Below are 24407 nucleotides of genomic sequence, written 5' to 3' on the forward strand. Positions count from 1 at the left end.
AGTAAACTAGACATTATTCCACCAAACTTTGCAGCCAGCTTCGCGTTTCCTTTCGCGTCATATCCCACCCTCGCCGCAGGCCGTCGAAAAATCCTTCTTTTTCCGGAGGCATCGGCAGGTAATCCGAAAATCCGATGCCGCTTCTCAATCCAGGCGCAGCCAATTCGACGGCGGGATTGCGCGGCGGCCCTAGCTGCGGCAATTGTTCTTGAATCAATCCAGCGATGCGCTGGTAACTTTCCAGTTCGCCGATACGGTTGTTGAGCTGGCGAATCTCTTCCAACAGCCGCATCTTCTCGAAATTCTTTTCTGTCATGCGATAGCGGATTTTCTTTTCTTCCAACGAGGCGTGCACGATCAGCGAAATGCAGCCGAAAATGGCGATCACGCAAAAATAACCGATGATTCCCCGCACGTGAGGAACCATCGATCGATAATCGTTCGCAGCCGCCTGATTCATGATTCTTCATCTCCGCATCTTCTTTTTTTAAGTTGAAGAGCCATCCTGGCTCTTTCTTTCTTTGATCAAGAGGCTGGAAGCCTCTTCAACTCAATCGTTCCAAAACGCGAAACTGAGCGCTTCTCGAACGCGGATTGATCTCTTTTTCCGCCGCACAGGGAAGCATAGGCTTCTTGGTCAAAATGGCGCCCTTCGCGGGTGGCTTGGGCGCATATTGCGCCGGACCGAGCGGCTGAACCACTTCGCCGCAATACTGCCGGAAAAGTTCCTTCACGATCCGATGTTCTAATGAGTGATAACTTAAAACCCCAATTCGTCCGTCTGGCCGCAGCCGCTGCAACGCCGCCTCGAGGCCTCTTCGCAACATGCCCAATTCGTCGTTCACGGCGATGCGCAGCGCTTGGAAAACCCTAGTTGCCGGGTGAATGCCTTCTTGATGGCGATAAGAAGGCGGAATCGCTTGCAGAACGATATCCGCCAGCTCCTGCGTCGTCTCGACATTCGCCTTCTCTCTTCGTCTGGCGATCGCCCGCGCAATTTTGCGGGAAAAGCGTTCTTCGCCGTAAATTTTGAATATCCGCGTCAATTCGTCCTCGCTCCAGGAATTGACGGCTTCATAAGCGGATAGCGGCTGACTCTGATCCATACGCATATCCAACGGACCTTCGCGCATGAAACTGAAGCCTCGCCCCGCATCGTCTACTTGTGGAGAGGAAAAGCCGCAATCGAAGAGAAAACGATCCGCTGTCTTTACCCCCTCCTCGTCGAGAACCGCCCCCAATTCATCGAAGCCCCGCTGGCGAAGACGGCAGGAAAAGGGAACGTTCGCAAAACGCTGGCGGCAATAGGCGACGGCGGCGGCGTCGCGGTCGATGCCGATCAGGCAATCGGACGCATCGAAGGCGCAAGCTATGGCGGCGCTATGGCCGCCGTAGCCGATGGTGCAATCGACGAATACCGTTCCATGCCTCCGAGGCCGCAACATCTCCACTACCTCCGTCTCCATCACCGCTCTATGGAGCACGATTTCATCGCCGTTCATTGGATTCATTCCGCCTTGGGCTGGATGGCGGAATGTTCGGCCTCGAAGGCCTCCAGTGTTTTCCGGCCTTGGGCCAGCTGCCATACTTCCGGGAAGCGTTCCGAAAGCGTTACGTCGTCCACGGCTACTTGATCCTTATAATAAGTGCTGTTCCAAACCGTAATTTTGTCCCAATCGCCCAAGACCATGACCTTGCCATCCAGCCGCGCATAGTTCACCATATCGGATGGGATAATGATCCGGCCTTCTTTATCCAGGCTTACTTCGCAAGCGTGAGCGAACATCTGATGGCGAACCGTAAGCCCGATATCCGTATACAATTCGAGACGGCCGATCGTATCCGCAAAGGGAAGCCAATTCTCTTCCGGAAAAATCGCCAATGACCTTTTCACCCAGCGGATGAGTATCAAGGGCGAATTTTCCATTTTGTCGCGAAATTGATGAGGCAGGCCAATGCGGTTTTTAGAATCAATATTCCGCTCGAACGATCCAATTAATTTTTTGACAAAGGGAGAGACTACCGGCTCAGCGCCGGCGGCATTGCCGACCAATGTCCCTACCGTCCTATTCATGATTCGTCAAGATCGCATTCCAGATTTCAAGTCCCACTTTTACTTACTGAATTGGATTTTTTTGGGTTTTTTTGGGACTTATTGGGATACTCTAGCATTTAGAAGCAAAGGGATCAAGTATATTTTATAAAAAAATTGTAAACTTCCTTATATATTGTAAAATATTGAACTTATGTTCAGTAAAATATATTATCTTACCGCAGCAAGGTAATATTGAATCCATAATGGATTCTTTTGGCATTTATTTCCAATTACAGGATTTGGCGGGTGGCAATCCGCTTAGAGTCTGCTTCAAGCAATGGCTTTACTATTTTTTTTGATAATGAAGCGAGAAGATTATGAATTATGCCGGATTGAATGTTTTCGACTTTATCGTCCTGACCAGTTACTTAATTGGAATCACGGCGATTGGCGTCTGGTCGGGACGGATGGTGAAGGATACCGTGGATTTTTTCATGGGGGGACGGCGCTTTCGCAAGACCTACATGATCTTCTTCGCCTTTGGGGCCGGGACGCATTCGGACCAAGCGGTATCGGTAGCGTCGAAAGCCTATACGAATGGATTGTCGGGAATCTGGTATCAATGGTTCTGGCTGTTCAGTACGCCTTTTTATTGGCTGATCGCGCCTCTTTTTCGGCGGATGCGGGCGCTGACGACCGGCGATTATTTCGAATTGCGCTATTCCAAATCCGTCGCCGCGCTTTTCGCGGGCGTAGCCATAACTCAAATCATCGTCAACATCGCCACCATGCTGAAAGGCTGCGGAGCAATGACGACGGCCATTACGGGCGGCGCCGTCAACGAAGCGTTGGCTGTAGGAATCATGACCATGCTCTTCGTCGTTTACGGCATAGCGGGGGGGCTGAACGCCGCCATCGTCACGGATTTCATCCAAGGCTTGCTGACGATCGTTTTTTCTTTCATGGTATTGCCGTTCGCTTTGGATAAAGTCGGCGGAATGGCGGGACTGAAGGCGTCGATTCACGATCCCAACATGTTCGCTCTGGCGGCCCCGGCGGACATCACCGCGTTTTACATCGCCGTCATCGCCCTCAACGGCCTCATCGGAATCGGGACGCAGCCGCACATCATGGGCAATTGCGCCGCCGGACAGACGGAAATGGACGGACGGGTAGGCTTCACCTACGGCAACATGATTAAACGATTATGCACCATCGCCTGGATGCTCACTGGCCTGTGCGCCATCGCCCTCTATCCCGGCCTAACGGCCCAAAGCCAAATCGACCAAACCTACGGCCTCATGGCGAGAGACCTGCTGCCCGCCATCGCGCCGGGACTGTTGGGTCTGTTCCTCGCTTCTATGCTGGCCACGGTGATGTCCTCGTGCGACGCCATGATGATCGCATGTTCGGCGCTCTTCACGGAAAACATCTACCGCCCTTTTCTGGCGCCGGGCAAGAGCCAGCGGCATTACGTTCTCGTGGGCCGCGTCTTCGCGGGGGGATTGGTGGGTGCGGCGGTGCTGTATGCGCTGTATCTGGAGAGCGTCATCACTGGGCTGGAAACGTTTTGGAAAATCCAAGCCATGATGGGGATTCCCTTCTGGGCGGGGCTTTTTTGGAGACGCGCTACGGCGGCGGCGGCGTGGGCGTCCACCCTGATTGCGTTCGCCGTTGCGATCTTCACGGCGAACTTATTGCCGGGAATTTTCGATATGAACCGCTTCGCTGAAGACTATTTACCCGCCTATATGGTTTATAATGGCCAATTCCGGCTGCCCTTCCAGATGCTCGCTTATCTTGCCGCCGGATCGATAACCATGATTTTCGTCAGTTTGTTTACCCAACGAACCGCTTCTGCCAAACTGGACCGGCTTTTCCGTTGCCTGCGCACGCCTATCGTTCCCGGAGAAAGGCCGATGGAACCGTTTTCTCTTCCGGAAAATTCCCAACCGGATAAGACCGTCAAAATCATCCCCCATCCCGATTTCGAATTCGTTTGGCCGAATAGAACGAGTTGGATCGGTTTTCTCGTCGTCTGGGTTTTTGTGGGAATTTTAATTGGAAGCGTCTATTGGATCGCGCAAGGGTAAAAATATTGCTTATGTTAATGGGAAAGATATCGTTCCATCCGGCTGAGATTTGGACGCTGTAACAATTATAATCTCATGAACGTTACTAAAGAACGTAGGGATCGGGTCGCGCTTTGCCGGCTCTCTTTTTGGTTATTTGGCGCCATTTATCGTAAGATGACAAGCGTACTACAATAACCAATTTTCAACGCATTTTATTTTTTAAGAAAGCAGTAGTTCTATGACGATATGGCTATGGATCGGCTTCATTGTATTTGTCCTATTCATGATGGCCCTAGATTTGGGCGTATTGAACCGCAAAGCTCACGCCATTGGAATCAAAGAAGCGCTCGGCTGGACTTCTTTCTGGGTATCGCTGGCGCTGTTGTTCAATGTCGGGATTTACTTTATCTATGAAAATCACTGGTTGGGCATAGGAGAAGGAGCCGGACATGTCTCCGACGGAAAAACGGCGGCGCTTTATTTTTTTACCGCCTATATTGTGGAAGAGTCGCTCAGCCTGGATAACCTATTCGTTTTTACGTTGATTTTCTCCTATTTTCAAATTCCCCCCATGTATCAACATCGGGTTTTGTTTTGGGGCATTTTGGGAGTGTTGATTTTGCGGGGAATCATGATCGCGGCGGGCGTAGTACTCATCCAGCGCTTCGATTGGATCATCTATGTTTTCGGGGCGATTTTGCTTTTCACCGCCTTTAAGATGCTCATCCATCAGCACGACAAGATCAATCCCGAAAAAAATATTCTTTACCGTCTAGCCAAAAAACTGTATCCCATTACTCCGCATTTGGAAGGAAACCATTTTTTCTCGACGCTGAACGGTCGCAGAGCCATTACGCCGATGTTTTTAGTTCTGATTTTGGTGGAGAGCTCCGACGTTCTCTTCGCCGTCGATTCCATTCCCGCCGTTTTCGCCGTCACCAGCGATCCATTCATCGTCTTCACCTCCAACGTTTTCGCCATTTTGGGGCTGCGGTCGCTCTATTTCGCTATCGCCGCCATTCTGAATCGTTTTCGTTATTTGAAGATTTGTCTTGTCATCCTGCTGGCCTACGTCGGAGTGAAAATGCTTCTTTCCCATCACTACCCCATTCCTGCGCATATCTCGTTGATGGTTATCGGCGGCATTCTCGGAACCGGCATTCTCGCCTCCATTCTCGTTTCCAAGCGGGAAGCGAAACAGTTGGAGATTCCCTTCTCCCATGAAAATTAAAGAAGCGATGGAATATACTTGGAAGCCCTTTCGGAAGATCGCTATTCTGATCGCCGGATCGGTAGTCATATTGGTGGGCGTGATTTTACTGTTCACGCCAGGCCCCGCTCTGGTTGTGATTCCTGCGGGCGTGGCCATTCTTAGCATAGAATTCAAATGGGCGAAAAGACTGTTTCGAAAGATCAAATATCTGGCTTACCGGCTCTTGCAGTGGATAAAGCAACGCCTAAGAAAATTCCGCCGCAGCGATTCGAACGCATATAAAAAAGAACAATAACGGATATCATAATGAGACGAATCAAGGCTCTGAGTTGTCAGGGGAGGCAAGGGCCTTTATCGACGAAATTCTTGCCTTAAGGCAAGAAACCGCTTTAAAGGAGAGATAATAATGCCAAACAAAAAAACCAGCAGAAGAACCTTTCTCCAATCCACGGCGAAAACCGCCGGCTTGGCGATGACGGCCTCCCTATGGCCCCGAAAAGCCAACGCAAGAATCATCGGCGCCAACGATAAGATCAACTTGGGAATGATCGGCGTGGGCGGACGCGGCGGGGCATTGGTAGACGAATTTTTAAGACTGGGAGAACGATGCAAGATCGTCGCCGTCTGCGACGTGTGGGAACGGCGCAAAAACGAAGAGGCGCAAAAATGCGACGCGGCGGGGTATACCGATTATCATGAAGTATTGATGCGCTCGGATATAGACGCTGTCGTCGTCGCTACGCCGGATCATTGGCACGCCAAGATTTCCATCGACGCCATGGAAGCGGGCAAAGACGTCTACTGCGAAAAGCCGATGACCAAAACCATTGAAGAAGCCAAAAAGGTTTATGAGGCTAGCGAGAAATTGAAACGCATCATACAAGTGGGCAGCCAATACGCTTCGATGGATATGAATTGGCAGGCGCGCAAAATCATCGAAGAAGGCCGCATCGGCAAACAGGTCTGGTCGCAAGGGACCTACTGCCGCAACTCGCGGGAATGGGAATGGAATTGGCCTATGGACATGAACGCCGGTCCCGACAAAGGCGGCGATGATCATATCGACTGGAAGATGTGGCTCGGCGCCTCGCCGAACGTCGATTACGATCCCGAGCGCTACTTCCGCTTCCGCAAATACTGGGATTATTCCGGCGGCATCGCCACCGATCTCTTCTATCACAAACTCGCCGCTCTCACCGTTTGCAGTGGCGACGAATTTCCCTATCGGGTTACGGGAACCGGCGGCATCTGGGTGCAGAGCGATTCGCGGGAAGTGCCCGACACCTTCTTCACCAATATCGACTATCCCTCCAACCGCTCCGTCATCATGCCCTCGTCCATGGCCAGCAATATAGGCTTGCCTACGATTATCCGCGGCAATTGCGGAACCATCTACTGCGACGATCCCGAACCCAATCACCTGCGCGTGGTCGCCGATGAGCCGTTTGGCGCGGAATTCGAAAAACTGAACGGATCGAAGGAATTCGTCGTCAAGCCGGAGAAGCGTGAAGGCCACCAGGCGAATTTCCTCACCTGCGTCCAAACGCGGGAACAGCCGCATTTAAACGCCCTGCGCGGCTATATCGTCATGGTTCCCATCGCCATGTCGGTGGAAGCCTACCGCCGCAACGAAGTGCTCTTTTTCAACGAAAAAAATCACCGCGTCACTTCAAAGGCGTTTAAGTTAAAATCCTGAATTATACGAACTCCCTCAAATCGCAAGGGGCGGCAAAAAGCCGCCCCTTTTGCATTGAAGAATGAAATGATGGTTGTTTCTCGTTTTTTGCCCATCGAAATTATGCAACGGACGCCAGGGCCGAGGTCAACGGGCGCCAACGGCAAGGTTGTTTCTGCCCTTGCGATATCCTTGCGACTAATCCGGCTTTTTTTCATCATTCATCATTCATCATTCATCATTCCAACAATTGCTCCATTAACTCCTCCACGGAAACCACCGGCTGACGGCAGGCGAAATTACGGCAAACATAAGCAGCGGGCTTGCCATTCAAAGGCGCTTTCCCCTGCGCCGCCGGGGCCAGACGAACAAGTTCCTCCACGGCTTCGGGATAAGCGTAGAGTATGACTTTGTTAGGCAGAAACGAAGCGAAGAGAGATTTTCGGTAGGAATGCAAATCTTCTTTCTTGCCCGCCAGCACGATCTCTCTCGGCGATGAGAGCAGAAAATCGAGAGCGCACAGCATCTGAGGAAAAGCGGAGGGCATACGATTCAAAGCGCCGGAGAATGCGAGCAAACTTTTTTCCGCCCGCTCGCGCAAGCCGCCGTCTCCGGTCATGGCCGCCAAGCGCGCCAGGGCGAGAATGGCGATGGAATTGCCGGAAGGAACGGCGTTGTCCAAAGGATTCTTGCTGCGTACGATTCGGCTTTCCCCATCCTCGGCGGTGAAGAAAAAACCGCCGTCTTTTTCATCCCAAAAACGTTCGATCGTGCGTCGATTCCAAAGCAGCGCTTCCCGCAGCCAGCGCATCGTCCCCGTCGTTTCATAAAGATCGAGCAGAGCGTTGACCAAGAACGAATAATCGCTGAGAAAAGCGGGAGTATGCATCCGTCCGTCTTTATAAACATGAAGCAGGACGCCGTCTCGGACGAGTTTATCCAATAAGAAATCGGCGGCTTTTTCGGAGGCTTGCCGGTATCGCGGTTCATCGAGTACTGCATCCGCCAGGGCGAGAGACGAAATCGTTAATCCATTCCAATCCGCAAGGATTTTTTCGTCTCGTCCCGGCTTGCTTCGCTTCTCCCGGACGGCGAAAAGTTTCTCGCGGGCGTTCCTCAAAGTTTGGGCCAATGGCTCCTGGGGGATGAGCAATAGAGCGGCGATGCTTTTTTCCTCGTCCGCCGCGCAGAGAACGTTGCCGCCATCGATATCACCGATCTCATCGACGCCGTAATAGCGGCAAACGGCGCGAGCGTCCTTGCCGCCCACCGCTTCGGCGATTTGCTGTGGAGTCCATAGGAAGAAAGCCCCTTCCCCGCCCTCGCTGTCGGCGTCCTGGCTGGAATAAAATCCGCCTTCAGGCGCAGCCATTTCGCGTAGGAGGTAATCCAACGTTTCGCGCGCGATCCGTTCGTAATAGGGATTTTGCGTCATCTGATAGGCTTCGAGATAAGTTCGCGCTAATAAAGCGTTGTCATAGAGCATCTTCTCGAAATGGGGAACCAACCAGCGGTCGTCGGTGGAATACCGGTGGAATCCGCCGCCGAGAAGATCGTACATGCCGCCGCAAGCCATTTTATCCAAAGTGAATTTCGCCATGCGCAGCGTCTTTTCCTCGCCCGTACTCCGATAGGCGCGGAGAAGCAGCGATAGGTCCATGCTATGGGGAAATTTGGGGGCGGGGCCGAATCCGCCGTGGCGAGAATCGAAGCGGCGCTTCATCTCTTCGACGGCGGCGTCGATGGGATCGTAACTCAATTCGCCGCTTCCCGGCTTGACGGCGGTCGCTTCTATCAGATGCTGCGCCATTTGCTCAGCGCTTTCCGCCACTCGATCCCGATGCGTTCGATAAGCATTGGCCACGCTGACCAGTACCGATGGGAATCCTGGACGTCCTAACATATCGTTAGGAGGAAAATAGGTTCCGCCGTAAAACGGCTTCAAATCGGGCGTCAAAAAAATGGAAAGTGGCCAGCCGCCGGAGCCGGTGAGCAACTGAACGGCGGTCATGTAAATCTCATCGAGATCGGGACGCTCTTCGCGGTCGACTTTGATGTTGACGAAATTCTCGTTCATGAAATCGGCGATCGGCTCGTTTTCAAAACACTCGCGCTCCATAACATGACACCAATGACAGGCGGAATAGCCGATGCTGAGAAAGATGGGCTTGTCTTCCTCCTGCGCCAAACGCAGCGCCTCTTCGCCCCAAGGACGCCAGTCGACGGGATTGTAGGCGTGCTGCAAGAGATAGGGGCTGGTTTCATTGATTAATCGATTAGCGGCGTACATCGTTCCATCCATTTCCAAAGTATTGCGCGAAATATTAGCGAATGAAAAATTATAAATCGTCCGAGAACGGATAATGATGGAAAAAGAGCGAATTCGTTGACTAGAAAATGAGTAGCGCTATCATCGCAACCATTCTCCTACGATGAATAGCCCTCATTTCTTCTACAGAACTCCGCAAACCGTGAAGGCGGGACAGCGCCAACAGAAGAGAAATAACCTTAAAGGACAACCTGCGCATGGATTGAGCCATTAAGAAGAACGCACTAAAATTGTTTTTATTCGGGGTGTAGCGCAGCCTGGTAGCGCAACTGCTTTGGGAGCAGTGGGTCGCTGGTTCGAATCCAGTCACCCCGACACTCATTCTATTGGATTTCCGTCAATCGCCTTAAGCGCTAGATTTAAAAAAGCTACTCAAAAGCTACTCTCAGAACAAAAAAACACCCCGGTAGAATTATCCTTCCTGGGTTTTTCTTTTTGCGTCCGTCGTGGATAATAAAGGAGAGGTTTCGATTATGAAAACTTACGCTTTTCCCGTCGTTATCGAAGAGGATCGCTTTGAGGATGGACGCAAAGCCTATCATGCTTATTGCAACGCTCTCCAAGGTTGCAGGACGTGGGGGCATACCTACGATGAAGCCCTTACGAATATCCGGGAAGTCATCGAGATATGCATCGCGGATATGCAGGAAACCGGCCAGCCCGTCCCCGTCGATCCTTCTCAGGGCGTCGTCGAATTGGCTTTCCCTTCCGTAGTAGTCAACCTATGACTTGCGCTCCGAAAGAAATAACCGCCCGCCGGTTCGTGAAGTCTCTGGTTGAGGAGGGATTCGTTCTCATCCGAATCAGGGGAAGCCATCGGCGTTATCGCCACCCTTCAGGCCATTGCGTTACCGTCTCTTACCATAATCCCGGCGAATTGTTTCCTATCGGTACGCTCAAAGGGATGATTTACGATGCGGGATGGAAAGAAGAAGACTTGGAGCGTTTGGGATTGTTGTAGAAGCAACATAACGCTCCGGATGCGATATTCCAAAGATCTAAACCGCCCTAGCGCGGAACAGATTTTCTTCCTCTATTTCCGCAAATACATTCTTCAATTTCAACATGGGAGATGATCAACGAAAGCGACGCTTATTAGGCCATTTTCTGGAATGCGTCAAAATGCGGGCGAATCCGAATTCGCCCATCGAAACAGCGGACTGCGTCATCACTGCCTTCCATTTGAACAATATGGCGTAATGGGATTCGATGGGACGACCAGAAAAGTAGGCATTTTTAGGAGATAGGTTATCGCCAGAATTCCCGATCGCTGCTTTTCATAGTCTGCCTCAGTGCGGCGGCTTGCCGGCGCCGGTATACAACTTTGCCGTCTCTAACCCAGGCGTAGATTTTTTCCCGAAATTCCAGCGGCTCTTCTCTTTGCCAACAATCGTCGCATAGGGCGACGCCGTATCGTTGGCATTCTCTTTTTATCGCGCTTGATAATTCGCGTTAGCATCGGTTGCAGACGAACGTATGCAATGGGTGGCGCGCTTCGCGATTGCGGAAGAGCGAGGGGCGCTTCATCATGAAAATCCTTCTGAAAAGAAGGTTTGGGGATAAACCATATTTATATCAACATGGGCTGTCAGTCAGATTTCTTGCTGTCTTGTTTTTTCCTCCTGGAAATCACGATAGGCGGGGAGAAATTGCATTCGATTCGCAGAAAAGGGAATACCTTTTTTTTGGAATCCCTGTTTGATGAATTTTTGGAGAGCGTTCGCTTTGGCGGCGTCGGCGCAGACGAAAGTAATGAGAGTTTGCTTCCCGCTATCTTGGAGATAGGCGATGGCTTTGGCCAATAAATCTACGCGCGTTTTATGATCCGATGTCTCCTTCAAGTTATGATCCGTGGAAAAGTCGTGAGGATTTCATCCCCCTTCCTGGCGGGAAAAACTCCTCTGATGGATATGCAAGGGTTTTATTTGTTGGGACTACAGGCGCCGGAAAAACGACCATTGTCAGGCAGTTATTGGGAACCGATCCTGAATGCGAAAGGTTTCCATCAATTTCAGCCGCAAAAACGACTATATGCGACATTGAAATAGTACTAGATAATGGTCATTTCAAAGCGGTTGTTACGTTTATCCCACGTGAATGTATACGCCAATACATTGCTGAATGCGTTCTTTCATCAGTAATCACAAAATATGAAGGTGCGCCGAAACCGGATGTATTCAGACGCTTTCTTGAACATAGTGAGCAGAGATTTCGATTGAGTTATATCCTTGGAAATCCAATTTTGCTTGAAAAATCCGAAACAGAGGAACTTGAGGATGATGACTCGGAAGCAACTTCAAAATATGAACAAGAAATAAATGAAACCGAACGTAAAAGACGCTTGGATTCATTAAATAAATATTTCGATTCTATCAGTCGACTCACGGATGAATACAAATTAATAATGAAAAATACAGCCCATGAATTAGACATAGTTTTAGAGAAAGCCTCCCCGGAAGACCAAGTTACTATCCAAGAGATTGTTGATGATCATGTAACAATGATGGATGAGTTTCACCGCCTTGTGGACGAAATTATTGACGATGTTGAGTCTCGATTTGATTTGTTGTCAAAAGGAGAAATCGCCAGAGGAAGAGACGGGTGGCCGATCCAATGGACATACGAGGATAAAAATTCAGACCGTTCAGAGTTTATTCGCTTGGTAAATAAATTTTCAAGCAACTATGCTCCAAATTTTGGTTGACTGCTAACGCCTTTAGTAGAAGGCATTCGTGTTGCTGGGCCATTCCGGCCAGAATGGAATGACAATTCTTCACTGAAATTAGCGCTTATGGATGGGCAGGGGATAGGACACATGGCGGATAATACTTCAAGCCTGTCCACAACAATAACGAGCAAATTCGACATCGCCGATGCGATTGTTCTGGTCGACAATGCCGCCCAACCTATGCAAGCAGGACCTTGCGCTGTATTGCATTCTCTTGCGATCAGCGGTCATGAATCTAAATTGATAATAGCTTTCACTCACTTCGATGAGGTAAAGGGAGATAACCTGCGCGGGAATACTGCAAAAAAGGATCATATTATAGGTTCATTTGACCAAGTTGTTAACGATATAAGTAAGAATGTCAGTCGCGAAGCTGTAATACCCCTTAGACATCTCATTCCTGAGCGCTTAGTGTTTTTAGCAAATATCCAAAAAAGGTTACCTGATTCAGCTAAGTTTACAATCGCATAACTCAAGCGATTGCTGAATACAATTGAGTCGTCGATTATTCCTCCTAAACCGATTCAATACAAACCAGTGTACGATGTAGCAAACCTTGTCTTAGCTATTCAGAAAGCAGCGCAGGAATTTCATGACAGATGGAATGGCATTCTTGGCATGAGATCGATATCAGTCGTCAGACCTGAGCACTGGACAAGAGTGAAAGCGCTTTCACGCCGTTTAGGAATTTTCAAGATAGACGAATACGACACGCTTCGGCCGGTAGCCGATTTAATCAGATTGTTACAAATTCACGTAAGCCAGTTCCTTTCGAATCCTTTTACGTGGGATCCAATGGAGCCTCATGATGATAGTACAGATAAAATAGAATCTATTGATGCGATCAAGAAGGAAGTGTTTAAAAAATTGCATGATTTATCAAGACAACGGATTTTAGAAGAACGTGTAGGCGGATGGAAAGAAGCCTATTACCATCGAGGTCCTGGTTCGACATGGTCCAGGGCTAGAGATATCATAACAATATATGGAGAAGCAGTTCCTGTTCCTAATGTAATGCCTGAATCTGAAGCAAATTTATTTCTTTTTCAAATTCGTGAACTAATATTCGAAGCAGTCAAAACGGTTGGTGGAAAACTTAAAGGATGGGAACAATAAATTATTGAGACAAAGAGCGGACGGCGGCGAACAGCGGCGCGGCGATTTCCATCGCCAAGGCGGTCAGCTAGAGGAAGATTAAATTGGACAGCAGCGGAACCGCCTCGTAATGAACGAGCAGACTCGCGGCCACGGGAAAGAACAGATAAGCCAGAAAAACGGCATGTTCCCGCATCCCCAAAGAACCGTGCGTCAGAAAATGGATGGCGACGCAGATAATAAATGAAGGAAACAAGACGCCGCCGAGAAGGATGTCGCCCAGACGCATGAGGCGGGTATAATGCGGTTGCCAGAATGAATAGCAGTAATAGCACCAAAGGGCTAGCTGCAAGACTGGCAACGCCTATCGCCCCATACTTTCATTCCCCGCTGTTTTCCGCGGCCAAAGACTTCCATCTTGGTGACGGCCGGGAATCCGGCGTACATTAGCGCGGCCATCGCTTCGTCGGCTTTTTCGGGCCGGATGATCGCTCGGATCATAATCATGATGATTTGCCTTTCCAGTCTGCAGGATGAGATATCGCGCCTTAGGCCGCGATCTGACCAAAGACCCACCGAATCGTCATACGCGCCCAATTGCTCCAACAGATTCACCGAAGTGATAATCCCCCGTCCCGCGCAGCCGACGCCCGGTTCGGCCCCCCCCGATTCGGTGAAGAGCGCGCTGCCGTATCCGATCTTGCGGATGTCGTCCAATTCCACGTCCTCGCCTTCTTCACGGAGAGTGTCCAGCACGGTTTTCTGCGCCAGACCGCCCATCAAAAGGCGCGTCGAATCCGCTTTGGGATCGCAGCCGACAACCATAACTTTCTTCCCCATTTCGGCCAACGCCGCAACGATGTTTTGCGTCGTCGTCGACTTGCCGATTCCGCCTTTTCCGTATATGGCGATTTTTCTCATGACGATCTCCTTTTGGAAAATGTATGCTTGCAAATGCAATAAGTTTCTATCTCTTATCCGCGAAAGACATGCCAACTTGCGTAGATTGTTATTTACTTTGGGCGCTAAGAGGAATTGATGCTGTAACGTCAAGAAAATGAAATCCATAACAAAAAAGGGCTATTTGAATTATGGTTCGTATTACCTCTAATCCATTCGTCAATGCAGCGAAATAATTGTTCCGAATAGGCAGAGACAAGAAGGGGAAAAATATCAATTTGCGTCCTAACTGCTTGTATAAAATCAACTTACGGAAATAGCGCAAAAATGTTGTCTCTCAAACTCGAAAATTACATTTTTGTTATGCGGAGGCGTGAATGAATTGGAATATCGGCAGTTGGGAAATTACTTGTTTTGAGGGATTTTGTAGGTTTGATTGTCGATGCCAAGTTTTTGAATTTTGTAATGAACCATTCGCGGGGTAATGCCCATTTCGCGCGCGGCGGCGTTTACATTCCCGCTCGAGCGCTTGAGAGCGTCGATAATCAAATCGCGCTCGATCAATTCGATTCGTTGCTTGAACCTTCCAGGAGAGGCTTTGTCCACCCGATCGGGCATCTGCAAGGTTGGAGGAAGACTGTATCCGTGAATCACATCGTCGTGCGTTAAGAGCACGGCGTGTTCAATGCAGTTTTCCAATTCGCGAACGTTACCCGGTCAATGATAGGCCATCATCATATTGATGGCGGTCGTACTGATCCGCTTGATCCGCTTCTCCATTTTAGCGGAATATCGTTCCACGAAAAAATCGGCCAATAAAAGAATATCGTCCTTCCGGTCTCGCAAAGGGGGAAGAAAAATCGGGAAGACGTTGATGCGATAATACAAATCCTGCCGAAAAGCTCTTTCTTCCACCGCTTTTTCCAGGTTTTTATGGGTCGCGGCGATAATTCGAACGTCGGCTTTGCACGTTTTGTTGCTTCCCACGCGCTCATACTCGCCTTCCTGCTGGATTCGCAGAAGCTTGACCTGAACCGCTCCGGAGAAGTCGCCGATCTCGTCAAGAAATAGGGTTCCCCCATCCGCTTCCTCCACACGGCCGATTCGGTGGAACATGGCGCCGGTAAAAGCGCCTTTTTCGTGCCCGAAGAGTTCGCTTTCAATCAGATTTTCGCTTAAGGCGGCGCAATTGACGCGGATAAAGGGTTTGGAAGCCCGCATACTATTGTAATGAATCGCAGAAGCCGTCAATTCCTTGCCGGTTCCCGATTCGCCCCGGATCAATACGTTAGCGTCGCTCTTGGCAACCTGGTGGATTTTCTGATACACCATCCGCATGGCGTTCGAATTGCCGATGATATTTTCAGGGCGAAATCGTTCTTCAAGAGCATTGCGTAAGCGGATGTTTTCGGCTTCCAACGCATCCCGTTCCAATTTCGCATGCCGGCGCGCCTTCACGTCGTAAGCGATCAGGCTGGCTACGATGCTTAATGTCCGCTTGTTCTCAAGCATGGCTTCTTGGCTGCAATGGGGAACATCCACGGAAAGCGTACCCACAACTTCACAGCCAATCGGTATGGGAACGCAAATGAAGCCCATTTCTTCCTGAAGGGTCTCTTTACGGCGATGAATCCGATCGCGGAATTCGGGTTCCTGGGATATTCTTGGAACGATTTCCGATTTTCCGGTTTGAAGCACGCGCCTGACGATGCCTTCGCCCCGCCGATAACGCACGTTTTTTTTTCTCCGGCGTCCGTATGTTTTTGGCCGCTTCCACTACTAGTTCGCTTCCATCCGAAGAAAGAAGCAAGATGGTTCCACGCTGCATTTCCAACTGCGTTTCTATAATATCCAGCACTTCGACCAACATCTCCTTCTGCCCGGAAGGAGCGCCCAAAATACGCGCAATCGAATACAAGACGCTCAACTCGCGTTCGTGCCGCTCCAAATGGGGAATCAGGTTATTATTATCGATAAGTGGGATTTCATAACCCATCATTTTTCAACAACTCCTCGCTCCTGCCATGTCCAAATAAGAACATTCTTAAGAACTTTCGAGAGTTTGAAAATCGCTCGGCAAACGTCTTAAGTTGCGTAAACATAGAAATTTTCGTCGCACGCCCTCGATAGACAATACGATCTCTCGCCTAATATTGGGCAATATTCAGGCCAGAAAAGAACCTAAGACAAACGTTGTAATCGGCGCCCCAGCAAAAAATTGGTTCCCCGATAAAATGCGCGCCTATGATCCGCCGATTAGTTTGATGCACTTGCCCTGGAAAGGATAATGATCTTTACCCACAAGTATTGAGGAATTATGAATGCCTGAATCGGGATTGTCGGGAATAAAGAATAACCAAGTTGGTTAGTCAATCCGCCGTTAAAACGGCGGACTATTGTTGTTTGCCCCTTTCAAGGGGCATTTGATAATAGCCTTTCAAGGCTGGGAGAGAAAAACGCATGTTAACTCCATAGAATCCGACTCGTTCGTGAAATCTGCGATTTGAAATTTTCGTGGTATTCGCGCCCTTTCGTGTTTTCGTGATTCGGAAACGTAAAAAATGAAACCTCCTTCCGCCCTTGATTAATGGGGCGCCAAGGCCAAGGTTGTTTCTGCCCTTGAGTAATCCCCTCGACTTGTGGGTAAAGATCAGGGAAAAGATGGGAGGGCAAGCCTCCTGGCAAACCATTGCATCTATGCTGCTCGCCAGGAGCCTCGCTCTCTCCTCAATGATGTTGGCTTATACCTCAGCAAACGGTATTAGCGCATTGATGAATCTTAATCCCAGCAGTTCCGTAAACCTGAAGTTTCCATGCTGGAACCTGCGAAGGCCGCAGCGCCCAGCTCCTGTTGCGTTTCATCATGACAATAGGGAACTTATAGGCTTGACGGCAAGCTTAGAATCTGGTTGTCTCTATTATGATATGACGTTCGCATTGAAGAGACGAATATCGCGGTCTTTGGGAAAACGTCATGAACGAGCACGAATCCAATGCTTCCAACGGGGATTTTTCCGGTTTCCCCTATTCCTCGGAAGCGGAACAAATCGCGAAAGCCGCAGAACGGGCTTTAATCGACCGTCCCCGGATAAGCGTTCGTCTGCGCATATCTTTGGTCTTTCTTCTTTGTTTCGTTCTAACTTCCGCCATCACCGTATCTCTGATTTCGCTTATTCTAAGGATTTCGGAGAAACAAAAATTCCTCGAAACCATCTCCAATTTTCAAATCGAAATTCTGCTGGCGCGCCGATTCGAGAAGAATTTTTTCTTGTATAACGACAACCTCAACGACGCGCTGGATCAAATCGCCAGAGCCGCCGCGATCTTGAAAACCAATGCGGATGAAATCCGAGCCATGATCGGCGGCAAGAATTTCGAGCAGCTTCGCGCTGAATTGGGGCGCTACCAGGAGCGCTTGCAGCAACTTTTTTCCCAACAATCGAACGCTCCACCCGGCCAAATTCCCGACCGCCAACTCATTGAACAAGATCTGCGATTGGCGGGTGCGGATATTCTGCGTTACGCAAAAGACGCCATCGATGAGGAACGCAACCGTATGCACGTCCTCATCCACTCTTCCATTACGACCGCCGCCGTATCGTTGGGCCTTCTTCTCTTGTTCATGGTTTACATGGCGAGCTTTCTCGCTCGGCAACTTATGCGGCCGTTGAGCCGGCTGGAGAAATGCACTCAGCGGATCGCGGGGGGAGATTTCTCGCCGATTGCGCCAGCGCGAAAGTACCGCGACGAATTCTCCAATCTGACTATGGCGATGAACGCGATGATTTACGAACTCAAAATCCATCAGGACGAGCTGGCGCAATCGCGCAAGATGGCGGCCGTAGGCACTCTCACGTCCGGCATCGCTCATGAACTCAACAATCCTCTCAACAATATTAGCCTCACCGTCGAATCGCTCCTCGAAGAATTCGGCGATTACGGCGACGATCAAAAGAAGGATATGCTGCGCGATATTTCCACGCAGGTGGAGCGCGCCAGCGGAACGGTGCGCAATCTTCTTGACTTTACCCGGATTGAACAACCGGCGTTCGTCGCCATCCGCGTTAAGGATATGATCGACGGAACGATGAAATTGATCGCGAACGAGGCGGGATTGAATCATGTGGATATCCGCGTGGACGTTAAGGATGACTTGCCGCTCATTGAGGGAAATCCCCGCAATCTGCAACAAGTTTTTTTAAACATCGGCTTGAACGCTATCCAAGCCATGCCGGAAGGCGGGACCTTGACGATCCGGGCGAACCCGGTCGATGAACATTTTGTCCAGATCGACGTGGAAGATACGGGCGTCGGAATACCCGCCGCCAATCTCGACAAGATATTCGATCCCTTCTTCACGACCAAAGAGGTGGGGATGGGAACGGGTTTGGGACTTTCGGTCAGCTACCGGATTATCCAAAAACACAAGGGGAAGATCTTAGCGAAAAGCCAGGAAGGCGCAGGCACGACCTTCTCCGTATTTTTGCCTTATCAAGCCCAAAAACCAAAGGAGATGGACGGATCGTAATGATGCATTTCTATCTCTATCTTCCCATCGCTGGAACGAGCGTAAACATATTTCTCCTGGTGGGTCTTGGGGGTATGGTTGGTTTTCTCTCCGGCCTGTTCGGCGTGGGCGGAGGTTTCCTCCTCACTCCTCTGTTGATAATGATTGGCATCCCTCCGACGATCGCTGCCGCCTCCGACTCCAATCAGATCGTAGCCGCTTCCGCTTCGGGAACGGTGGCGCATTCCCGGGCGGGTTCCGTCGATTATAAGATGGGAGTCTTGCTCCTTATCGGCGGAATTCTGGGAGGTTCCGTCGGCGTCCAATTCATCAAGATTTTGCGCCGATTCGGCCAAGCGGACTTTGCGATAACGGTTGTGTATGTGGTCATGCTTGCGGGAATCGGATCGTACATGTTCCAGGATAGCCTCAAAGAACTTATCGGAAAAAAATCGCGCTTGAAGGATGATGCGAAACCGCGCGCGTCGATCTATTACCGCATCGCGACGGCGCTCCCGTTCGTAATCCATTTTGACCGCTCGCGGATTGACCTTTCCATTTTTATTCCTCTTTTTTTCGGCGGTTTGGTTGGCGTTCTGGCGGCCATCATGGGCGTTGGCGGCGGTTTTATCATGGTCCCCGTCATGGTCTATCTTCTGCGGATGCCTATGCACGTCGTCATCGGAACGAGCTTGTTCCAAATCCTTTTCACTTGCATCCACGTGACAATCCTGCAGGCCGCCGTAAATCATACCGTAGATTTCTCGCTGGCGCTGCTTTTGCTGATCGGTTCGGTGCTGGGAGCGCAGATCGGCGCCCGCGTCAGCAAAAGGCTCAAAGCGGATCAATTGAAAATCTTAATGTCCATCATTGTTTTGTTGGTCATGGTGAAAATGCTGCTGGGACTCCTGATCCAGCCGGACATTCTCGTGGATTATAAAGGAGGTCACTAGATGCCGGGGACTCGTTTCATAAGATGGGCGCTGGCTTTGGCGGCCGCGGCGGGAATCGTCTATCCATGCAGAGCCGCCAATCTCCCCGGCGCTATGCAACTCGATATTTCCGCAAATCGCGTCGAGATTGGCCTTTTTTATCGCGGCGCCGAAATCGCAGCGGAAGCGGTTGCGCCCGTCGGTCTTGATGTTGTCATGGTTTGTATGGGACCTGAAGAAAGATTGGAGTTGAAGAAAAAAGGCAAAGCATGGGGCGTTTTGTGGATGAATGTAGGAGACCTGGTTTTCGATCGTTTTCCTTCTCTCTATATTCTTCTTTCGTCCGGGCCTTTGACGGATATCGCTCCCGAAGCCACGCCCGATGGGATTGGTCTGGGATATCCCGCGCTTTTGAAACGCGTTGTTTGCGGCGATCCGGAGAACCAAGGCGGCCGTTTATTCGAGGAAGCGATCAAACTGAAAGAGCAAGATGGTTTGTTCCATATCGGCGAAGGCGAAATCGTCGCGGAACCGGCGGGAGAAGGATTGCAGAAGATCAAGGGAAGATTTTTCCTTCCTCCCAAAGCGCCTCCGGCCGAGTATAAAATAATGATATGGGGATTGCGGCAAAAAACGATTCAAGTTCAATCCCTGCGTTCTCTTGTTTTAGCCAAAACCGGCGCGATTGCGCATATCGCCTCGGCGGCGAAAGAACACGGTCTGGCGTACGGCTGCGCGTCGGTGTTTCTAGCGCTGATGGCGGGATTATTTACGGGGTGGATTTTCAGCGGGCGATCGAGTAAAACGCATTGAGAGGGCGGTTATGTTTGCAGGAAGTCGGCTTTGGAAAAAACTTCTTGGCCGGCGTAGCGCGTCGGAAGAATTCGCTCTTGTCCGATCGAAGATCGAAAGGTTCCGCGATCTGTTGGCGGCCAATAATAGAGCTTTGGAATTGATCGCCGACGCCGGGGAAAAACTTGGTGGAGACTACCTCTTCGATAGCCAATACCTGCGTGGGCTGGTGGACGAGCTGGAGGAAGCCGTTCGCCGGATCGTTTACGATTTGAATTGCATGACCGGCGACCGGTACACGGATATTGAAGCGGTTTTCGAACGGTTGAGGCGGCAAACGCGCGCCTGCCTTGATGAGGGATATTCGATTTCGGAGGGAGAACTCGTCTTCGATCTCTCCGCTCTCAGCCAGGACCTCAGCGATCGAGTCGGCGAAAAAATGGCCCGTCTCGGCGACCTCTACCGCCTTTTCCCTGCGCATGTTCCTCCCGGCTTCGCCGTATCCGCTTACGCTTGCCGCCGGTTCCTGGAGGAAAACGGCGTCTCCGAGCTGATCGAGTCGTCTTTAGGAAAGAACGATGTCGATCCGGCTTCGCTGGAAATAGCGGCGGCGCAAATACGAAAGGCGATTCAGGAGGCGAAAATCCCTCGCGATATCGCGCGAAGCATTGATAAGTCGATCGGAACTCTTGAACGGAAGAAGCCCCGGCGAGAACGGAAACTCTTGTTCGCCGTTCGCAGCAGCGCTTTGGGAGAAGACGGCGATCTGACATTCGCCGGTTTGCATGACACGTTTCTGAATATCCCTAGAGAAGGCGCGCTGGATGCCTACAAATCGGTAGTGGCGAGTCTCTTCTCAACCACGGCGCTGGATTATCGCAGGCGCCATAACGTCTCCCTTACCCAAGCCTATATGGGAGTCGGCTGCATGGTCATGGTTCCCGCCGCCGCCAGCGGCGTCGTCTACACCATCGATCCCTTGAAACCCAACGAGGATTATCTCGTTATCGCAACGGCGCCGGGATACGGAAAATCGATTGTGGATGGCGATCATAGCGTGGATCGCTTCACGGTTTCTCGCAAGACGCCGCGGACAATATTGTCCCAAAAAATCGCGGCGAAAGAACGGATGTACGTTTCCCGCTCCGAAAACGGTTTGGCGTCCATCGCGATCTCCGATGATAAGAAATGCGAATCCAGCGTCTCCAACGATACGCTTCTTCAGCTGGCCGATCTGGCTATGAGCGTCGAGCGGTTCGCGAAATGCGCGCAGGATATCGAATGGACTCAAGACGCGGAGGGGAACGTATTTCTATTGCAGACCCGTCCCTTGCGGCTGATGGCTGGAATCGAGCTGGATGTCGAGCCTATCGGCGATATGGCGAATAAATATCCTGTTCTCCTAAAAGGCCGGGGCGAAGTCGCCTACCGAGGGATAGGAGCGGGACCGGTTTGCATCGTCAGAACGGATGAGGATCGGATGCGTTTTCCCGACGGAGCGGTATTGGTCGCCAGGAACGCTTCTCCGCGATTGTCCGCCCTCGTTCCGCGAGCAAATGCGGTAATAACGGATATAGGGACAGCCGCCGGGCATTTGGCGACGATCGCGCGCGAATATCGCGTACCAGCTATCGTAGACGCGGCGATAGCCATGACGGTTCTCAAGGAAGGAATCGAGATTACCGTCGATGCGGAAGAAAATATCGTCTATGAAGGCCTTGCGCTGGAATTATTGCATTATCAGTTGTTGAGAAGCTCTTCTTATAGCGATGCTCCCGAATTTCGAATCCTGCGCCGTCTTTTGAAGAATGTAGCTCCACTGCATCTGCTCGATCCCCGTTCGAAGGATTTTCGCGCCGCTTGCTGCGCTACGTACCATGACATCATTCGTTTCGCCCATGAAAAGGCTGTGGTCGACGTCGCCTCCCACAACGTCAGTAAGATATCGCGGCGTTTTCCTTGTTGCCGCGAGCTCGACCTTGATCTTCCCATCGATCTTCTGGTTATCGATATCGACGAGGATCCGGCGAGAGGATCGCGCAAGACGATACTCGCTCCCGAAGAGATATCCTGCGAACCTTTATGCGCTATTTTGGAGGGGCTTACCTCTCCCGGCGCCTGGGCGACGCAACCCGCCGGCGTGGATTTTGGCGCGTTCATGTCCAGCGCTACGGGTCCCGGCTCACCGGATTCGTCTGCGGCATCCGCCGTACAGTTCAATCTGGCCATCCTTTCGCGCGAATACCTGAATTTGAGTTTAAAATTGGGCTACCATTTCAATGTGATCGATTGCTATATGTCCAGCGAACGCAGCGACAACTATATCTATTTTCGATTCACGGGCGGCATGACGGACCTTACCCGGCGTTCCCGCCGCACGCGGTTGATCGGCTTGATTCTGGAAAAATTCGATTTCGTTACCGACGCTCGCGGCGATCTGGTCGTGGCTCGCGTAAAAAATCTATCTCGTGAAATGATGCAAAACAGGCTCGTCATGATAGGGCGCTTGATTGGCTTCACGCGTCAGTTGGACGTCTTGCTCAAGGGCGATGGCTTGGTAGAGTATTATCTGAATCAATTTTTTCAAGCCAATAGAATATCGATCGATGCCCACAATTCCGAGAAGAATATTCACTCGGACGCGCTTCGCGGAGACGATTCGATTTGAAGAAGACGTCAGGCCTCTGGATGGATCGATGAAATGAGGATTCTATGACGTTCGAAAGTATTTCTCTCGCTAAAATAAAGGGCGAGTATGGAAAACCGCCTATAAGGGGATTTTGACGTACATCATGAAGGATAAAATTCAAATCCTCGTACTTGATGACGAATTCATCGTTTGCGATCGTCTCAAGTCCTCGTTGGAAAAATTGGGATTCTACGTGGAGACGTTTACAGAGAGTCAAGCCGCTCTCGACCGCTTCGCGGAACATCATTTCCATATCGTCATCAGCGATTTGAAAATGAACGCTCCGGATGGGATGGATGTGCTGCGGTTTGTTAAAGGAAATTCTCCCAGAACTCGAGTGATCATCGTCACAGGATTTGCTACGGTCGATAAAGCGCGCGAAGCGATCAAAAGCGGAGCGGCGGATTTTATCGCCAAACCTTTCAAGATGAGCGAACTCCGCGATATCGTCCGTCGAATCGCCCGCGAATTCCAAACTGGATTGGCGTCGTCCGAATCCCGCAATGATGACGCTTTGTAGGTTGAAAGCCCGCTAGGCCAGAATTCCGGCGGAAAGGCCGACTTCGCAATTCACTTTGGTCACTCCGTTAACCTTCCCGGCTACTTCGGAGATCGCGTCCGCCGCTTCCTGCAATTTGACGCTCCCGCGAATGGTTACCTCGCCCTTATCGGCGATCACTTCCAAAGAGCTGGATGCGGTGCGATCGTCGCTGAGCAAGGCGGCCTGAACGCGGCTGCTGATGGTAAGGTTAAGTAGAGCTTGTTGCGATTCCTCCGTCCAACGGAAATCGTCAAGTTCGGCCAGACGGCAGACAATGGCGCAAGCGCCGGGGATGCTGATGCGCTCCAGATTCAATACGGCGTCGTAATGCTGGGGATTTTGCCATTCCACTCCGTAAAGGAATTTCGTCCACCGTATTCGTTCTTTATCTACGCGGTTGATATACTTGATCGCTTTATCCCGGTTGAGGCCGAGCCGCCGCATCGCCGCGTCGATGCGGAAAGGCATATCCGCGATGACGCGGATGCGGATGACATGCTTTGGCCCCGCAATAAGAAAGTGGCCGGCGTTGCCGTGATAAACGAGATTGTTATCCAGCGCGTATTCGCACAACGCCGCTCGGATGATGGCGAGATATCGGTCGCGTTCTCTCTTCAATCGTTGGAAAAATCTTGGAGCTTTCTCCAGGGACGAGGCTAACGCCTCCGCCGAAACACCATACTTCTGGGAAGCCTCGACTATTATCTCTCGGCTGACGCATTTGTATCCAAGATGGTTGGCGATGCATTCCGCCAGTTCCTTGCCGCCGCTGCATGTGCCGCGAGATATCGTAATAATAGCCATGATATTCGCCTCCTCTTACGCCCTATCGCAAGAATAGCCCGCTTCTTAAACATCTGCCAGTGTACGAATTTAAATTGAATTTGACAATGCGG

The 24407-nt window shown here is 50.7% G+C and carries 25 protein-coding genes, 1 tRNA gene and 1 pseudogene; 15 read left to right on the plus strand and 12 right to left on the minus strand.

Annotation, left to right across the window (positions count from 1 at the left end; translation table 11 throughout):
- Positions 1 to 13: 13 nt before the first annotated feature.
- From AB1656_12365 to AB1656_12375, 3 genes are all read right to left on the minus strand, one after another.
- A complete protein-coding gene (locus tag AB1656_12365; protein MEW6236172.1) occupies positions 14 to 460 on the minus strand; it encodes a hypothetical protein in 447 nt (148 codons plus the stop codon).
- A gap of 85 nt (positions 461 to 545) precedes the next feature.
- Entirely contained in the window at positions 546 to 1502 is a 957-nt protein-coding gene (gene rsmH, locus AB1656_12370) for a 16S rRNA (cytosine(1402)-N(4))-methyltransferase RsmH (protein ID MEW6236173.1), read from the minus strand.
- A 5-nt stretch (positions 1503 to 1507) separates the two neighbouring features.
- Positions 1508 to 2074, minus strand: a complete 567-nt coding sequence (locus AB1656_12375; GenBank protein ID MEW6236174.1) for a hypothetical protein — start codon at positions 2072 to 2074, stop codon at positions 1508 to 1510.
- Between the two features lie 338 nt (positions 2075 to 2412).
- Here AB1656_12375 and AB1656_12380 point away from each other — a divergent pair, with 338 nt between their 5' ends.
- From AB1656_12380 to AB1656_12395, 4 genes are all read left to right on the plus strand, one after another.
- Positions 2413 to 4128 carry a sodium:solute symporter family protein gene (locus AB1656_12380; GenBank protein MEW6236175.1) on the plus strand — a complete coding sequence of 572 codons (1716 nt, stop codon included), beginning with the start codon at positions 2413 to 2415 and terminating at the stop codon, positions 4126 to 4128.
- A 220-nt stretch (positions 4129 to 4348) separates the two neighbouring features.
- Positions 4349 to 5341 carry a TerC family protein gene (locus AB1656_12385; protein MEW6236176.1) on the plus strand — a complete coding sequence of 331 codons (993 nt, stop codon included), beginning with the start codon at positions 4349 to 4351 and terminating at the stop codon, positions 5339 to 5341.
- A complete protein-coding gene (locus AB1656_12390) occupies positions 5331 to 5618 on the plus strand; it encodes a PGPGW domain-containing protein (GenBank protein MEW6236177.1) in 288 nt (95 codons plus the stop codon). The genes AB1656_12385 and AB1656_12390 overlap by 11 nt, the downstream gene beginning before the upstream one ends.
- Before the next feature lie 111 nt (positions 5619 to 5729).
- A complete protein-coding gene (locus tag AB1656_12395; protein ID MEW6236178.1) occupies positions 5730 to 7019 on the plus strand; it encodes a Gfo/Idh/MocA family oxidoreductase in 1290 nt (429 codons plus the stop codon).
- A gap of 217 nt (positions 7020 to 7236) precedes the next feature.
- On the opposite strand, the gene AB1656_12400 is transcribed toward AB1656_12395, so the two are convergent.
- Entirely contained in the window at positions 7237 to 9288 is a 2052-nt protein-coding gene (locus AB1656_12400; protein ID MEW6236179.1) for a thioredoxin domain-containing protein, read from the minus strand.
- A 280-nt stretch (positions 9289 to 9568) separates the two neighbouring features.
- Between AB1656_12400 and AB1656_12405 the strand changes: the two genes are divergently transcribed.
- The 3 genes from AB1656_12405 (at position 9569) to AB1656_12415 (ending at position 10288) form a co-directional block, all read left to right on the plus strand.
- Positions 9569 to 9642: transfer RNA gene (locus AB1656_12405), tRNA-Pro, on the plus strand.
- Positions 9643 to 9800: 158 nt separating this feature from the next.
- Positions 9801 to 10055 carry a type II toxin-antitoxin system HicB family antitoxin gene (locus AB1656_12410; GenBank protein MEW6236180.1) on the plus strand — a complete coding sequence of 85 codons (255 nt, stop codon included), beginning with the start codon at positions 9801 to 9803 and terminating at the stop codon, positions 10053 to 10055.
- Positions 10052 to 10288: a type II toxin-antitoxin system HicA family toxin gene (locus tag AB1656_12415; GenBank protein ID MEW6236181.1), complete on the plus strand. Its 237-nt coding sequence runs from the start codon at positions 10052 to 10054 to the stop codon at positions 10286 to 10288. The genes AB1656_12410 and AB1656_12415 overlap by 4 nt, the downstream gene beginning before the upstream one ends.
- Positions 10289 to 10919: 631 nt before the next feature.
- On the opposite strand, the gene AB1656_12420 is transcribed toward AB1656_12415, so the two are convergent.
- Entirely contained in the window at positions 10920 to 11168 is a 249-nt protein-coding gene (locus AB1656_12420) for a hypothetical protein (protein ID MEW6236182.1), read from the minus strand.
- Here AB1656_12420 and AB1656_12425 point away from each other — a divergent pair.
- The 3 genes from AB1656_12425 to AB1656_12435 all read left to right on the plus strand — a co-directional run bounded on the left by AB1656_12425 (position 11156) and on the right by AB1656_12435 (position 13171).
- Complete coding sequence (locus tag AB1656_12425) at positions 11156 to 12031, plus strand: hypothetical protein (protein MEW6236183.1); 876 nt, start codon at positions 11156 to 11158, stop codon at positions 12029 to 12031. The genes AB1656_12420 and AB1656_12425 overlap by 13 nt on opposite strands.
- Before the next feature lie 111 nt (positions 12032 to 12142).
- Positions 12143 to 12526 carry a hypothetical protein gene (locus AB1656_12430; GenBank protein MEW6236184.1) on the plus strand — a complete coding sequence of 128 codons (384 nt, stop codon included), beginning with the start codon at positions 12143 to 12145 and terminating at the stop codon, positions 12524 to 12526.
- A 9-nt stretch (positions 12527 to 12535) separates the two neighbouring features.
- A complete protein-coding gene (locus tag AB1656_12435; GenBank protein ID MEW6236185.1) occupies positions 12536 to 13171 on the plus strand; it encodes a hypothetical protein in 636 nt (211 codons plus the stop codon).
- Between the two features lie 67 nt (positions 13172 to 13238).
- On the opposite strand, the gene AB1656_12440 is transcribed toward AB1656_12435, so the two are convergent.
- The 6 genes and pseudogenes from AB1656_12440 to AB1656_12465 all read right to left on the minus strand — a co-directional run bounded on the left by AB1656_12440 (position 13239) and on the right by AB1656_12465 (position 16049).
- Positions 13239 to 13502 carry a hypothetical protein gene (locus AB1656_12440; protein ID MEW6236186.1) on the minus strand — a complete coding sequence of 88 codons (264 nt, stop codon included), beginning with the start codon at positions 13500 to 13502 and terminating at the stop codon, positions 13239 to 13241.
- Positions 13493 to 13657, minus strand: a complete 165-nt coding sequence (locus AB1656_12445; protein MEW6236187.1) for a P-II family nitrogen regulator — start codon at positions 13655 to 13657, stop codon at positions 13493 to 13495. Before AB1656_12445 ends, AB1656_12440 begins: the two co-directional genes overlap by 10 nt.
- Before the next feature lie 75 nt (positions 13658 to 13732).
- A pseudogene (locus AB1656_12450) lies at positions 13733 to 14218 on the minus strand (AAA family ATPase).
- 237 nt (positions 14219 to 14455) lie between these two features.
- Positions 14456 to 14749, minus strand: a complete 294-nt coding sequence (locus AB1656_12455) for a helix-turn-helix domain-containing protein (GenBank protein MEW6236188.1) — start codon at positions 14747 to 14749, stop codon at positions 14456 to 14458.
- Positions 14750 to 14767: 18 nt separating this feature from the next.
- The gene (locus tag AB1656_12460) at positions 14768 to 15649 is read right to left on the minus strand and encodes a sigma 54-interacting transcriptional regulator (protein ID MEW6236189.1); all 882 of its coding nucleotides are present in this window, start codon (positions 15647 to 15649) and stop codon (positions 14768 to 14770) included.
- A gap of 19 nt (positions 15650 to 15668) precedes the next feature.
- Positions 15669 to 16049, minus strand: a complete 381-nt coding sequence (locus AB1656_12465; protein ID MEW6236190.1) for a hypothetical protein — start codon at positions 16047 to 16049, stop codon at positions 15669 to 15671.
- A gap of 975 nt (positions 16050 to 17024) precedes the next feature.
- On the opposite strand from AB1656_12465, the gene AB1656_12470 reads away from it, so the two are divergent.
- From AB1656_12470 to AB1656_12490, 5 genes are all read left to right on the plus strand, one after another.
- Positions 17025 to 18578 carry an ATP-binding protein gene (locus AB1656_12470; protein ID MEW6236191.1) on the plus strand — a complete coding sequence of 518 codons (1554 nt, stop codon included), beginning with the start codon at positions 17025 to 17027 and terminating at the stop codon, positions 18576 to 18578.
- Between the two features lie 2 nt (positions 18579 to 18580).
- Positions 18581 to 19510, plus strand: coding sequence for a sulfite exporter TauE/SafE family protein (locus tag AB1656_12475; protein ID MEW6236192.1), 930 nt, complete (start codon positions 18581 to 18583; stop codon positions 19508 to 19510).
- Positions 19511 to 20302, plus strand: coding sequence for a TIGR02186 family protein (locus AB1656_12480; GenBank protein MEW6236193.1), 792 nt, complete (start codon positions 19511 to 19513; stop codon positions 20300 to 20302). It abuts the gene before it with no gap.
- A 10-nt stretch (positions 20303 to 20312) separates the two neighbouring features.
- Positions 20313 to 22949 (plus strand): PEP/pyruvate-binding domain-containing protein, encoded by a 2637-nt coding sequence (locus AB1656_12485; GenBank protein ID MEW6236194.1) that lies wholly within the window; start codon positions 20313 to 20315, stop codon positions 22947 to 22949.
- A gap of 124 nt (positions 22950 to 23073) precedes the next feature.
- A complete protein-coding gene (locus tag AB1656_12490; GenBank protein MEW6236195.1) occupies positions 23074 to 23490 on the plus strand; it encodes a response regulator in 417 nt (138 codons plus the stop codon).
- 12 nt (positions 23491 to 23502) lie between these two features.
- On the opposite strand, the gene AB1656_12495 is transcribed toward AB1656_12490, so the two are convergent.
- Entirely contained in the window at positions 23503 to 24315 is an 813-nt protein-coding gene (locus AB1656_12495) for a cytidylate kinase family protein (GenBank protein MEW6236196.1), read from the minus strand.
- Positions 24316 to 24407: the final 92 nt, after the last annotated feature.

It is taken from the genome of Candidatus Omnitrophota bacterium (assembly GCA_040755155.1).
In the GTDB taxonomy this organism is placed as follows: domain Bacteria; phylum Hinthialibacterota; class Hinthialibacteria; order Hinthialibacterales; family Hinthialibacteraceae; genus JBFMBP01.

Excerpts from the sequence above, each read along its gene's own strand:
- AB1656_12365 (MEW6236172.1), bottom strand. The coding sequence starts at position 460 with ATGAATCAGGCGGCTGCGAACGATTATCGATCGATGGTTCCTCACGTG.
- rsmH (MEW6236173.1), bottom strand. The coding sequence starts at position 1,502 with ATGAACGGCGATGAAATCGTGCTCCATAGAGCGGTGATGGAGACGGAG.
- AB1656_12375 (MEW6236174.1), bottom strand. The coding sequence starts at position 2,074 with ATGAATAGGACGGTAGGGACATTGGTCGGCAATGCCGCCGGCGCTGAG.
- AB1656_12380 (MEW6236175.1), top strand. The coding sequence starts at position 2,413 with ATGAATTATGCCGGATTGAATGTTTTCGACTTTATCGTCCTGACCAGT.
- AB1656_12385 (MEW6236176.1), top strand. The coding sequence starts at position 4,349 with ATGACGATATGGCTATGGATCGGCTTCATTGTATTTGTCCTATTCATG.
- AB1656_12390 (MEW6236177.1), top strand. The coding sequence starts at position 5,331 with ATGAAAATTAAAGAAGCGATGGAATATACTTGGAAGCCCTTTCGGAAG.
- AB1656_12395 (MEW6236178.1), top strand. The coding sequence starts at position 5,730 with ATGCCAAACAAAAAAACCAGCAGAAGAACCTTTCTCCAATCCACGGCG.
- AB1656_12400 (MEW6236179.1), bottom strand. The coding sequence starts at position 9,288 with ATGTACGCCGCTAATCGATTAATCAATGAAACCAGCCCCTATCTCTTG.
- AB1656_12410 (MEW6236180.1), top strand. The coding sequence starts at position 9,801 with ATGAAAACTTACGCTTTTCCCGTCGTTATCGAAGAGGATCGCTTTGAG.
- AB1656_12415 (MEW6236181.1), top strand. The coding sequence starts at position 10,052 with ATGACTTGCGCTCCGAAAGAAATAACCGCCCGCCGGTTCGTGAAGTCT.
- AB1656_12425 (MEW6236183.1), top strand. The coding sequence starts at position 11,156 with ATGTCTCCTTCAAGTTATGATCCGTGGAAAAGTCGTGAGGATTTCATC.
- AB1656_12430 (MEW6236184.1), top strand. The coding sequence starts at position 12,143 with ATGGCGGATAATACTTCAAGCCTGTCCACAACAATAACGAGCAAATTC.
- AB1656_12445 (MEW6236187.1), bottom strand. The coding sequence starts at position 13,657 with ATGATTATGATCCGAGCGATCATCCGGCCCGAAAAAGCCGACGAAGCG.
- AB1656_12460 (MEW6236189.1), bottom strand. The coding sequence starts at position 15,649 with ATGGGCTTCATTTGCGTTCCCATACCGATTGGCTGTGAAGTTGTGGGT.
- AB1656_12465 (MEW6236190.1), bottom strand. The coding sequence starts at position 16,049 with ATGATGGGTTATGAAATCCCACTTATCGATAATAATAACCTGATTCCC.
- AB1656_12470 (MEW6236191.1), top strand. The coding sequence starts at position 17,025 with ATGAACGAGCACGAATCCAATGCTTCCAACGGGGATTTTTCCGGTTTC.
- AB1656_12475 (MEW6236192.1), top strand. The coding sequence starts at position 18,581 with ATGCATTTCTATCTCTATCTTCCCATCGCTGGAACGAGCGTAAACATA.
- AB1656_12480 (MEW6236193.1), top strand. The coding sequence starts at position 19,511 with ATGCCGGGGACTCGTTTCATAAGATGGGCGCTGGCTTTGGCGGCCGCG.
- AB1656_12485 (MEW6236194.1), top strand. The coding sequence starts at position 20,313 with ATGTTTGCAGGAAGTCGGCTTTGGAAAAAACTTCTTGGCCGGCGTAGC.
- AB1656_12490 (MEW6236195.1), top strand. The coding sequence starts at position 23,074 with ATGAAGGATAAAATTCAAATCCTCGTACTTGATGACGAATTCATCGTT.
- AB1656_12495 (MEW6236196.1), bottom strand. The coding sequence starts at position 24,315 with ATGGCTATTATTACGATATCTCGCGGCACATGCAGCGGCGGCAAGGAA.